Here is a 12,671-nt window from a genome sequence, read left to right as displayed (position 1 = left end):
TCCAACTTATAATTGTATGTTCTAGTTTTTACTACGCTGCTACACCCGCAGCTAAGTAAGGAATAAGCTGATCGACGATATACTTCGCATCCATCTGCTTTTCATAATCATTTTCTGCAATTTCCATCAATGCCTGACTGGACGCCATAGTGAAAACACAGGTTCCGAGCGTAAAATGAAGTCGCCAAAACAACGTTTCTTGTGTCAGGTTCGGGTTGGCTTTAAGTACAGATTGAGTGAACAAAGATAACGTCTCTTGATAACGAGTCGTGATGAACCAACGTAAATGGCCTTGAACGTCCGTATAGCCGCGCCCAATCAATAACATGAAGCGGCTGGTTCCATTTGGCCTGATGTCACCCAGCGCACGAAGTGGTTCTCTCAATGACTCGAACACATCTGACATAGTGTAAGTGTGATTAAGGTTTAGGGTAATCAAGGCATCTTGCACTGCTGGCATGAACGCTTCCAGATATCGGTTCAGCACCGCCCTAACTAAGGTCTTTTTGTCGCCAAAATGATAGTTGACCGATGCAAGGTTAACCCCAGCCTTACTCGTAATTGTGCGCAGAGAAGTGTCATTAAAGCCATGTTCTGCAAACAAAGCTTCCGCGACATCAAGTATTTTGTCTTTAGTCGTTAGTCTCATCGATATTTCAATCGCTCGTATTAAACATCTGTTTGAAATATACAACCGAAACATATATCCAACAAGTTATTAACATCACATTTTTTCAAATATGGTCTGACCAGATTAAAAGGAATACAGAGTCACTCAAAAAAAATTTGAATAAATTTTGCAAAATGATGGAACCGATTGGAAAGAGCAGAGTCTGACTCTATGTAGTTAGCCAATCTTTATTGAGTTTGCAGACCGATAATCCTGCCCACTTAACTTACGTGACTAATTTACTCTGCTTTTTCTTATATAACTCCTATGTTTTTGTATCAGCCCAGAGCCACATTGCCCTGGGCTTTTTTTATCCATGACACTAGAATAAATTGAGCGCAAACTCATGCAGGAAGAAGGTATACTCTTTAGTCTGTTGTCAAAGTAAGAAACTAATGAAACTCAGTCATTCACCAATCACTAAGCACACATTTGCGCACATTGAGTTTTACTTAAAACGGGATGATCTACTCCATCCTCAATTCAGTGGCAATAAAGCCCGTAAATTCATGTTCTTGCTGCAAAGCGAACTCCCTAAGATTAACACTATAATCAGTTATGGCAGCCCACAAGCTAACTCTCTTTATTCACTTGCAGCCCTTTGTAAACTGAAAGGTTGGACGCTTGAGTACTACGTTGAGCGTATCCCTGACTGGTTACGCGACAAACCCATCGGCAATTTTGGTGGCGCTCTCAAGCTTGGGGCTAAGGTGATTGCAGTGCATGACAAATCCCCTCATCCACTAGACTTTATTCAAACTGTCCGCAACCCAGATTCGAGCTGTTTAGTCATAGAAGAAGGAGGAAGGGAGCGAGATGCTCAACATGGTATTAAAGGATTAGCAGACGAAATTGTTGGCTGGGGCCAGTCGCAAAAATCTAATGATTTTGTTGTCGTTCTTCCCTCTGGAACGGGAACAACAAGCGCTTATCTGCAACACTTTCTTAAGCCTTATGGAATTGAGGTCATCACCTGCCCATGTGTGGGCGGTAAAGATTACTTAATTAACCAGATCCAATCACTCAATATTCAAACCCTACCTCAAATTCTGCAACTCAATAACAAACATCATTTTGGTAAGCTATACCATAATGACTATCAAACATGGAAAGCACTACTCGAACAGACCCAAGTGGAGTTTGATCTCTTATATGATCCTATGATGTGGCAATGTTTAGTGGATTGGCATTCACATAATCGAGATAAAACCATCCTATATATTCATCAAGGAGGTCTACTTGGCAATGAAAGTATGCTGCCCAGATACCAAAGAAAATTTGATTGATGGTGTCTATTTCTGGCATACGGTTTACTTTTGTGGTCGGTACTGTCGCCTTTAAAAGTAAACTTGATTACCCTTTAAAAGTAGGATCTCATCACTAAGGAGAACACATGCGTTTGTCTCTGTTAGCACTATTGTTTGTTGTATCAGGCTCTGTATCGTCCAATATCATCACAACCCCAGGTAAACCAGTGGTCATTGGAATCGATGGAAGTCATGCTGGAAAAAGAGTGTGTTACTACCAAGATCAAGCCTATTCACTCGGTGCTGTTTTGCAGGTGGGAGACCACTATATAACCTGTGATCGCGCTAATGATTTTGAAACTAATGGCGCGCTGAAATGGATTCCTCTAGAGCAAGCTAATCAAGTAAAACCTTCAACACAAACTCCTGACCCCAATGTTAAAACCTATTCAATAAAATAAGCGGCATGAGATACTTGGCAAATACTCAGTACCTAAAGTTAGGGACAAATAATGATTGAGCCTATTGTAATAAGATTGACCAAAGGGCAAGACTTGAAAACACAAATCCAGTCTCTAGTGACCAAACATGCCGTACAAGCTGGGTCCATTGCATCCTGTGTCGGGAGTTTAGAGCAAGTCAGCCTGCGCCTTGCTGGTGCAACACACTCAATCACGTTGACTCAACCCTTTGAAATTGTCTCTGTGATGGGAACACTCACGCCGACTCATCAACATATTCATCTATCGGTTGCCGACGAAACGGGAAAGGTCATTGGTGGGCATTTACTGGACAATACCATCATTGATACCACTGCCGAGCTGATCATTCATCACTACCCAAACCTGAGTTTTTTAAGGCAGCAAGATAACACAACCGGATACAGTGAATTGGTTGTGGGTATAAACAAGTAAAAAAATAGGAGCCAGTTAGGCTCCTAGTGGATGAGTGATAACTAAAGCTATCTATGGCAGATATTTTGTCCGATACGCCGAGAAATTGGCAATAACGTCTTCTATATAATTCCCAAGTATATCCACTTCAAAAGGCGTCATGGTTCCTTTAGCAATATGCTCCGGAACGCTTTCAAATAAAGTATCCGCGCCCTGCGATGCTATGTCGCGTAACCAAAGCCGAAGTAATTGCATATCCGCAGGATTCTGCGCCGCATAAAGACCCACGTAGTTTTCAAGATTTTCTCTTATAAAGTAAGGTAACCCACCCAAGCCGTCACCTTCATTAACAACACGGTGGGGAGCCGAAAAAGAGGCATCTAGCTGATACGCTTTTATCGACTCTTCGAGCTGAGCCACCTCTGCTTCCAAAGTCAGCTTGTTAGCTTCAAGCTTTTCAATGTTTTTTTCGATACCAGCAATACCGCGTTGGTTGTTTGAGTCCTTTGCTCGTATTGTCGATAACTTGCTTTTGTTCTTCAAAATATCATCATTAAACTTTTGTATTTGCTTTGTCTTTTGAGCTATTTTAAGGGCATCATCTTTTACTCGTTGGCTTTCATCAGCTTCTCTTGCAACTTCACCACCTCTGGTAACGGGTAGTAAACGCGCACTACCTTTGGCTGCATTATGTTCTTCAAGATAGAGAGTCGGGATCCCCATATAGGCCCCTTTTTCCATCTCACCAGAGCGTAATCCTACCTGTTGCAGTGGTATGCCATCTTCACTTAATTTTTTGAAAAGCTGCTGCAAGAATACACCTTGATTAAACTTTCCATGGTTTGCGTCCCTTAGCTCACTCGATTTGTTCCAATACTGGATTAGATTTAATGCATCAGAGACATCACTATTTAAATAGTATTGCTTAGTTGCCCCTGTAAGCGCTGAATGATACGGAGAATATTCAATAGGATCTCCAATAGGGATAGTGAGCATTTTTTTCTTGGTATTGACCTCCTTCAGCGTTTCGTATAACTGTGGCGTCATTAAGTGGTGAGGGTTTCTCTTTTGCTCATCAAGCAATTTAAAGGATTTAACTTCTTCAACCTGCTCCATTGGTGAAGAAACCGATAGACTGTTCCTGTCGCCCAAGCTTCTTAATTTACTAAACTCTTCGCCATTCAATCCTCTTGACCATACTAGAGAGACACCTTTCCACCCTTCTCGAGTTATACTGTCCTTGATCTGTCTGTAAACCTCATCAACTTGTTGAGTAACCTCAGCATTCACTGCTTGGTTTTGATAAGCATTCCAAGTTCGCGTAAAGAAGTTTTTGGTAGCCTGTGACTTACCACCCGCAATATCTTGAGCAATGTGTCTAGTACTTTGACCAACATCACTTGGTTCATCGACACCAAACGCCTTAAGCTCTTGTTCAAACTCTGTATAACCCTCCAGTTTGCCTATAAATTGGGACTTATTTTTCCCCAAAGAACCCGTAAGTGCATGATAAACTTGGTTGGGCTCAACTTCTATACCAGGCTGGCTGTTTAGGATTATTACCTTACCCAGAGCTTGTATATCATCTGGGAGTTGTTCGTCCCTTGGGTTGATATTGATAACACAGATTTGCTCACGTTCGACGCCCATGTCAAGGTAATAACGCAACGTCTTATGTCCCCTGTGATCACGAGGGCTTGTCAGATATAAGAGTTTTCTTTCTCGATTGTCACGTAAAGCAAGTGCAACACCATTAGAGTCACCACTTTGATTCGAATTTTGTGCAATGACATTCTTTGCTCTTCCGCGCTGCTCCAACCCAATGATGTTCCATTCTTCTCGAGTTCGATCCAGCGGGAATTTTAGCTTTCCATCTCTTACCCGAGTATGTGAGTAGCCCGCATTTTCCATCGCAGTTGCCAATGCTTCCGATGGTGTTGCCTTGATGTCTGTGCCACCAACAATGACCAAGTTTTCGCTGCTGAATTGGCGAGTACGATGATTCACCGACATAGAATCGTTTGCTGCACGGCGCGCATCAAGGTAGCGAATATCGATGTACCCTTTTGGTAGCGCGCTGAGATCAGTAACAATATTCGATGCAGGTACATCACTTTGTCCAACCACAGTAAGGGCACTATTTTCTATTGATAAGGCTGACAATCGATTAGGCTGTAACTCTTCGATTTCAAGGCTATCAAGCAAAGGCTTTAGCTCTGGTTTCGTAGCGGCTAGTGTTACGAGATCAGCTTGCAGCGCTGCTTTTTCTGCTGGACCCTTGACCATAATCGGTTGAATGAGCCTACCTTGTGAAACATCCAAATCAAGCTGGTTAACGGCAGCCATCAATGACTCCATTCCAGCTTTGGGTACATATATGTGACGAGACTCAGGACTCTTGGTTAACACAGTCAATAACAGTGGATTATCGCCAAGTTGTCTTGATACACCCTTATCATAATTGGACGCAATATAATTGAGTATATCAGCGACATTTTGCTTTTCATTGCCAAGTGGCCACTCAAAAAGCTGGTCTGCCGCTGAGTCAAATAAAGTCAGTTTGGCATTCGCTCCTATTCCAGATTTAGAAAGGGACACTGTATGAGTACGAGTGCCTATGACCATACTCAACTCATCATGCTTAGCTAATTGAACCAAGATCTCCGCATTCGCTCGTGAAAATGTCATTTCTTCATCTAGGCTAACAGAGTTACCTCCCCTCTCGGATGCTCCCACAGCCTTTCTTGTTGCAAGTCTTGCTTCTCGACTACTCAGTACTTGCGAACGATTTAACACCACAGGTTGAGTGCAATGTAAGACTTGAACATCATCTGCTAAGGATAAGTTTTGAGAAAACTCTGTGGTTAGGTTATCAATAGGCGAACCATTTAATCGGCTGATTGCATCCTTGAATGCTAACCCTCGACACATCCCATTTGAAGGGACATTTGGAGTCCGTGTCGCGGTCGCAAAACTTGGATAATCAGAGTTATCACCAATTCGACCTACGATACCCACTATCTTATCGTTCACTCTCTTAGGCTGTTTTATCAACTCAACTTGCGCAAGCTCTATAAGCTTTCGAGTAAAGGCTGGAGAGTTTGCTCCGGAAGTCTGCGCAATATCAGTCAACATTTTCGTTGCTTTCGTGGACAAAGTTAAGATGTCTCCAACTGCACCAAGTGGTTCCAAGACTAAGTCAGCAATAGCCCAAGCCCTATCTCCTGTACTTGAGGTGCGATCGGCAAGCGTGACAATAGCTATGGTGATGTTGCCTGCAATCAACGCAAGACCAAGATAAGGGAAAGGTATCGCAGCGATATTTAAAATGCTGACAGCTAACATCAAGTGATCTCTTATCTCATCCCATCTATCTTGTAATGACACATGAGAAGCTGAGAACACCTCATCAAAGTACTCTGAAATAGAATTGGTGAGATAGAGGGGCGTTGTATTGTAATTAAACGTCAAATGTTCGCTATCCACTTGAGCGTCAAAATACCGTAAAGGCCCTACTGAAATGGGAGGGATCTGAACATATCCCCCCATCCCCATATAGCCCGGATATATCAAGCCTGTTGAGGGTAGGCTTTTTACCTCCATAGCGGCATCAAGCTCGGTCTTTCCTTGTATGCTCAATCCATTTCTCATTGCCACATATTGAGTATCGGTAAAACGGTCGGTTTCAAGCCAAACAAAACCATTGTATGGCGAATACAGAAGGCCGTTTTTACTCAAATCCGAACCGTATTCCGTTTGACCGTCGTCATCTGAATATGGAATAAATACTGACCCATAAACCGTGTGGCCTTTAAAGGCACATTTATAGGCTGGCTTGTTACCTTTTTTAAATTTTTCAACCAACTCTCTTTGATGTGCTGGATTCGCTTCATTATTCACAAACTGGTTGGCATGCAGCTCTAACGCACTTCCCAGCACACGAGTATAGTCTGCTTGTTTTGAACGAAGAACTTGGTCAAAGCGAAATGGAATTTCTGTGTCCATGTCATATCTGGTTTTGGTGATCTCATCCACGATGCAAGCCTTGTCCCTATTGGAAACTGACCGTCCATCTGGGTAATACCATTCGCCTCTTGGTATTGGCTTCATCAACATGTCAGAAAGTGACATCGTCTCCGTTGTATATGGATTTGAGCCAATTGGGTAAGACACTGCCCCCATTGGCCCCACCGGAGCTATGAGGGGAACCGACACGCTTCGAATCAAAAACGTCGAACCTTCGGTAAGAGGGATGCGGGGATACTTAGCTGAAAATCTAGCGACGAACTTTCTTACTTCTTCATCTAGCAAGTTTTTCATATTGGCATTAACAGTATCTAATAGACTGCCCGCGGTTAACGCTTGGGCTTTGACTTCCGACATATTTGATTTTGATGTCGCCAAATATCGCCTCAAACCTGCCAACAAAGCGGTAAACATCTTACGCAGATTCATGTATCCCACATAGCCCTCTCCTGCGGGATCTAGCTGAGGGTTGCTACCCGTGAGCACAGCATGATCATAAGCTAGGTATGCTACCGCACCTTGTAACCGAATTAGAGTGCTCAATATTTCTGGGTCTTGTGGTGTACGCTCAAATTCTCCCTGTGAGAAACCAAAGCGAGTTTGCATATCTCGCTCCAATTGGTCATAGCGATCTGAAGCAGTAATACTGCGTATCGCTTTGTCCGTACCCTCTGATCGTATTTGGTTATATGCCCACAGTAATGAGCTTTTTATAGCGTCAACCTCTGACGGTAAACCAGTTGAACCTGACGCATACCCTCGACGATAATCGTCCGATTTTTGATAGAGAGGTCGACAAGTAGCTCGTCCCCATGCGGCTTCAAGCCTCATTCCATCTGACGCTCCAAATATCTTTCCTAAAGGGAGTACATGGAATGCATCCCATGTTCCTGCTCCACCGTCATTGATCCGACTCACTAGGATCGCAGGGCTTGCCGCATTCACACCATTTGTCAATCCGGGGAATCCAACTGCCAACAGATCATTGAGTAAAACAGAATCTGTGTCATTGTGTAGGTTCCATTGCAGACATAAACTTCGAGTTCTCAAGTCACCATCTATATACCTCAATGCCTCGGGGTTAGAACTAAAATAACAACGAAGCCAGTTTAGCTGATCCATCATAAAGACGTCAGATGACAAGGAATTAAGATCTGACGTTGACATACTCGCTAGCCTACGACTTAGCCTACCATGAACTTGAGCTACTATATCAAGCTGAACGGGGCTCGATGCTGGATTAAATGCATACGTATCTCGACGTGTTCTCTTTGAACGGCTTGAAGTCTCATCCTCTGAAATACCATTCCAAGGCAATATAAGCGGTGTTTTTAAATGGTCAACATCAGGGTCAATGGACAAATTAGTATTACTGACTTCCCCGAAAACATAAGGGGGTTGTGAATGAAGGGGATTTATTTCTTCGGTCATAAACTGAAGCTCCTCATTATATTGGTTAATGTGAACTCTCAGCCTATCGAAAATACAAATATCTAGATTGTAAATAGCAATGGACAATACATTCAATTGCTATTAAAGCACTCCCATATTATTAATTTAAACTTCAATATAGTTTATATCCCTCCCCTAGATTTAGTCCCCTCTACCGTTTTGCCATTATTTAAAAACATCAAAGGCATGTTTCAAAGAATCAAAACTACTCTCGATTCGCTCATCCAATTGATAGTCATCCACTTTCTCTTTCATTTCATCAAACCAACTTGCCGATTTTTCTCTGGCATCCGTAATGGCCGAATCCACCTGTCTAGATATCTCTTGTGGAATAGTTTCTATGGTTTGCTTAACCTGTTCGAGTTCCGTTTCTACTTGGTCATGAATCTGATGGTATTGCTGGTTTACTTCCTTTTGGACCAAATCGACAGATTGTTCAAACGTGTCTTGCAATGATTGCCATAAATTTTCTCCTAGCGCTTTCATACGATTACTATCAATCGATGTCAGCCCTGATTCGGCCAAGACCAATGGCGTTGCAAGAGAAGTAAACGATTCGAATGGGTTGGATACTTTAGGTTCTAGAGCGTCATTCGACATGGTAATTTATCCTTAAACAATTAATTTGAAAAACGAGTGATAAGATAACCCAAAGAACGATGAATAGAGCGTATAAAATGCGTAAAAAAACACCGCCAATTGGCGGTGTCAATCTGATGACAAAGGTCTAGCTATATCTAAGCCTTTTATTTAGAGTAATATTAAACTTCGGCTCTATCTGCAAGTGGGTGTTGCTCTTCTTGCATTCGATTCCCATCTTTCCTTTGACGTTTTGGGATAGAACCCATCTCTTTTGGCGTAAGATCTTCACCTACAGCAAGCGTTGCTTCACTGATATCTGGGTCGAAGTCAACCAACTCCCTATTATCTATATCGAAATCACCTTCTAGCCACTTATCAAGCAACTCCCTATTATCTATATCGAAATCACTTTCTAGAAGCCACTTATTAAGCCTCATTAAGCGGTTTGCTTCATCGTTCCAATTATCTTCGGGATAATGATTTGAATCTTGATTATCTCTTCCAACTGGCCCATTAGACTCTTGTACAGAACTTTCAACAGGATCTGTAGAATCCATAGCTGCCCTCGCTCTTTTGACTTGAGGGTCGTCCAATAACTTTTGTTTGTCTATTCTAGCTTTACGAAGAAGCTCAAGCCGCTTCTGTTGCGGAATGTTTAGCTTTGTCATTGCCTCATCAAGCAGATCATCTGCACTTTTTAAACTTAACGCTTCAGTCGTGGCACCAGCAAGAGAGTATACAAACAACATCTTAGTTATTTGAAAAAGACCGTGCCCAGAAATTTCAGGGTCAAAGGCTTTTTCAACTTGAAGCATCAACTCATTAGTCAATCCGAGTATCGTAGCCGCCTTCAAGATGTCTCTAGGAGTCACTGTTTCTGACCAAATTGATTCGAACATACTGTAGGTCCTAAATTTGTGAGACAGTTGATTCTCAAATAGTTCAGTTTGCTGCTCTTCAGTCAAATCTCGAGTGATTGGAGCTTTTCTAGTTCTGACTTCAGGTTTCGCAGCTTTTGTTCGAGTTCTTATCCGCCCCCAACGGGTCTTGATAACCTGTCGAGATGACATTCCCCTTTCAATATCAATTCTTTCCTGCAGAGCACGAAGGTCCATATTGTCTATCAGTTCTGAAATTCCTTCAGCGGATTCACCTAGTATCTTGCTTGATACTGTCTTTGTCATCCACTTGACCAGTTTAGCCGCAGCTGGGCCAAGAACAGCACCTCCTAATTCGGCACCAAGAGAAATATAACACTTCCCTATAATTCCCTCGAGTAACTCCTGTCTCTTTTCAAGGTTATCTTCTGTTCCAAGCTGAACAATATCCAACACTGTATCGGTGAGAAAAGTCGTCACCATTCCTCCAATAACGGCAGCTCCCACACCAGGAAATGCAAAGCCAAGTCCAACAGCCAGACCGTAACTAACAATTCGAAGCGGCACTCGCAAGCTTTCAATAACACGCTGGGTTCTTTCCTCTGATGCTGATGTAACATGGTAATCGAAATCACTCTCTAGGTTCGCTTTCAAGTTTTGGGATATGTCATAAGACATGAGGTTCTTCTCAATTGAGACACCTTCTTCTACTACATTTACCGTATCAGAAATCCTAGTTAGGCGACCTCCATTGTCTTCAGCTAGTTGAGTCAACACCTCTTCTTTACTCATTCCATACAATCGTGCAAGGTGCTCAAGAGCGGTTTGGTAGTCACTCGGGTTAGGTTCTATGATTCCCAAAGCCGTCAACTCAACATATTGGAGAACAGTTTCCCTAACCCTTTGCTTGAGACCATTTTTATGGACTTCACCATAGCACTCTTTCTTGGGGCCTTTTGTCCTAGCTTGATCTAATGTCTGGTAACGAGAAGCTGGTGGCATCTCCTCATCTCTTTTAATGACTTCGTCCAAGTAATAAATCGAACCAGTGTACGCGCTGAAATTGTTTATCATGTTGTAAACAGATATATTACCAATATGGCGCCCATATTCATTCTTAGGGTTACTCGCGCTTGCATACCAGTTACTATTTATAGCCGCTTTCTCAGCCTCATCCCTTACTTGTTTTGAAATACCCTCACCAAAACATCTCCTAAACCGGCGCGTTTTATAGAGATCTATTTGTAATGCTGGGTCCCTTGGAACTGGGATCACTTCGCCTCTTTCCCAGTTGACCATTAAACCATCAAACTGTTCAGAATCATTCTGAGCAAGCGGTATATAAAAAACATTTGGGTTATCTTGTGGTGAAATCATATTTCCAAGCAAGGGTAAACTCGATAGTTTAGCTTGTCGTTCGCCGCGTGAGAATTCACTCAACCATAGCTGTATAGCCGTATGCTCTCCCTCCTCTGCGAGGATGTTCATAAGTGGTAAATAGCGCAATCTCTCTTTTATATTGTTTTCTACACTGGGGTTATTAAAAGATTCGTTTAGTTTCGACGTAAAGGCTGGAGTCGGATCCGAAGAGTCTATTTTATTGAACTGCGACTGATTTTCTAATTCATAAGGATAGAAAGCTTCATCTCGACGTTTCATTATTTCAAGAACCGTCGATTGAGTCTTGACTGGCAAGAAAAAGTCAAACTCATGTACCCGATCATCAGCCCCGATTCCTAGTGTTAGCTCTCTTATGTCGGTGGAATTTATAGTGCTTGTAGATTGGCCTTCCCCACCAGTCCAGACTTTTACTCTTGAGGTAGGTTCATCGCCAGTACGAGCAAAATAATACAGTTTCCCCGTATGCCTCGAATAGATAATATCTTGTCCATCTAGCCCCCGATAAACATATAGACCATCTGCTTTTTTTATTTCATCGCCAATACGCCGAACCGCACGCCCTGCTCCCGTCATGCCGTCACTGGTGAAAAATACTTCATCGAAATTCAGCTCCTTAAACGGCTTTTCAAGTCCTTGTCTTTCAAGAAGTAATTCAAAGTTTGCAATATCTCTAGACCAATTGCTATTGGTTGTTAATGAGCCATTCTCCAAATTATCAGGATTAAAGTCGGAATCGATTTTATATCCTATAAAAGTGTCTTTGGGTTTAAGTTCAATGCCGTTATCTAGCATAAATTGTGTAACGAATTCATCTGGTCGATTATTTTTGACAAGCTCACGTATTGGGTGGGATTTCCCCACACGAATATCATCAATTCGCTGAGCCACCGCACCCACGATCCGAGCCTCTTTCTTCCCTTTCCAAGAATCAATATTATCATCAGCAAATTTCTCTGGACCACCATATAGTTCAAGATAGAGTTGTATATCTTCAGACTCGATGACATGTCCATTGTCTAACGTTACATCAGATAATCTCTGATAAAAGTCACGTTCTAAGTCTTCGGTATTGTCATACCACGGCGTTAAGTTGTTACGGTAGAAATATTCAATAGTTTGTGCCAACTTTTCAGCTGAATATAGGTCAGAATAGTCTCTAATAAATCGACTCTCCGATAGAGAAAAACTAACCCAACCACTAGCTTTTGTAGGTACCTCATGAGAAAGTTTGCGCCAAACCTCTCGTTCTTTATTGCTGAAATCCCCCATTCGGGTTGAGCTTCGAGAGCCAGGATAGCTCGTTACTGCTTCTGGTAAAGGCTTAAGTTTAGGCCCCTGTGTAAATGGATCATGGTTTAAACCATCTGGATCATTAAAGTCTCGCTCAGAACCAAACCCATTGTTATAAAACCGAGCTTGATTCGCCCCCGTATTGCGCGCATCAAAATAATAGTCTTCACGTATTGGCTGGTTTAAAGCCCTGCGAAGGTCATTCTCATTCACATAGTTACCCATCTTAAGG

At 42.3% G+C, this 12,671-nt stretch carries 7 protein-coding genes; 3 read left to right on the top strand and 4 right to left on the bottom strand.

Features of this window, described 5'->3' with window-relative positions; genetic code table 11:
- Positions 1-31 precede the first annotated feature (31 nt).
- Entirely contained in the window at positions 32-655 is a 624-nt protein-coding gene (psrA, locus tag QQK21_RS15845) for a TetR family transcriptional repressor PsrA (protein WP_284193227.1), read from the bottom strand.
- Positions 656-1,065: 410 nt separating this feature from the next.
- On the opposite strand from psrA, the gene QQK21_RS15840 reads away from it, so the two are divergent.
- The 3 genes from QQK21_RS15840 to QQK21_RS15830 all read left to right on the top strand — a co-directional run bounded on the left by QQK21_RS15840 (position 1,066) and on the right by QQK21_RS15830 (position 2,831).
- A complete protein-coding gene (locus QQK21_RS15840; protein WP_284193158.1) occupies positions 1,066-1,956 on the top strand; it encodes a pyridoxal-phosphate dependent enzyme in 891 nt (296 codons plus the stop codon).
- 107 nt (positions 1,957-2,063) lie between these two features.
- Positions 2,064-2,378, top strand: a complete 315-nt coding sequence (locus tag QQK21_RS15835; protein ID WP_284193157.1) for a DUF1496 domain-containing protein — start codon at positions 2,064-2,066, stop codon at positions 2,376-2,378.
- A gap of 51 nt (positions 2,379-2,429) precedes the next feature.
- On the top strand, positions 2,430-2,831 hold the full coding sequence (locus tag QQK21_RS15830; protein ID WP_284193156.1) for a PPC domain-containing DNA-binding protein: 402 nt from the start codon (positions 2,430-2,432) through the stop codon (positions 2,829-2,831).
- Between the two features lie 51 nt (positions 2,832-2,882).
- On the opposite strand, the gene QQK21_RS15825 is transcribed toward QQK21_RS15830, so the two are convergent.
- The 3 genes from QQK21_RS15825 to QQK21_RS15815 all read right to left on the bottom strand — a co-directional run.
- Entirely contained in the window at positions 2,883-8,267 is a 5,385-nt protein-coding gene (locus QQK21_RS15825) for a hypothetical protein (RefSeq protein WP_284193155.1), read from the bottom strand.
- 186 nt (positions 8,268-8,453) lie between these two features.
- Entirely contained in the window at positions 8,454-8,888 is a 435-nt protein-coding gene (locus tag QQK21_RS15820) for a hypothetical protein (RefSeq protein WP_284193154.1), read from the bottom strand.
- 161 nt (positions 8,889-9,049) lie between these two features.
- The coding region (locus tag QQK21_RS15815; RefSeq protein ID WP_284193153.1) for a hypothetical protein at positions 9,050-12,671 on the bottom strand (3,622 nt) is incomplete at its 5' end.

Origin of the sequence: Vibrio zhanjiangensis, assembly GCF_030161235.1 — a bacterium.
In the GTDB taxonomy this organism is placed as follows: Bacteria; Pseudomonadota; Gammaproteobacteria; order Enterobacterales; family Vibrionaceae; genus Vibrio; species Vibrio zhanjiangensis.
This window is presented reverse-complemented; position numbering and strand designations above follow the sequence as displayed.